Consider the following 560-nt stretch of genomic DNA (forward strand, 5'->3'; position numbering starts at 1 on the left):
CCAAGAAAAAATTTGCTCCTATATTTAAACCGTATAATAATCGTCAGGTTCAAGTCATCTTCGATATCGAAGAACTGATTCCCTTGCACCATGTCGCTCGTGTGATAGATGAGATGGTTGAGGCCATTCCTGATGAACAGTTATTCTCCCATTACCCAGGCGGCGGCAGACCTTCGTTCCACCCTAAGATGATGTTAAAGGTCATCCTGTTTGGCTACTCCCAGAAGGTGTACTCCTGCCGCGGCATCGAACAGCTTACCCGTGAAAATATTCCTACCATGTGGCTGGCGGCCATGCAGCAACCAGACTACCGTACCATCAACGAATTTCGTGGCAGACGGATGAAATCAATGATGGAAGAACTATACGAAACCATGACCTTGAAGCTCATCGAGGATAACTATATCACTATGGAAAATTACTTTTTGGATGGGACAAAAATCGAAGCCAATGCCAACAAGTATTCTTTCGTATGGAAAAAATCAACGATCGGATTCAAGGAAAAATTGAAACAGAAAATCCAGGAAACCTTACGACTCATTGAGGAGACGGCCAAAGCG

The 560-nt window shown here is 44.1% G+C and carries 1 protein-coding gene; it reads left to right on the plus strand.

Translation table 11 applies throughout. The annotated features are described in order from the left end of the window. Positions 1-560 (plus strand): transposase (locus ACIFQN_RS35760; protein WP_429837798.1); only part of this gene is annotated, 560 nt, incomplete at both ends.

The organism is Brevibacillus sp. NRS-1366, assembly GCF_050467985.1.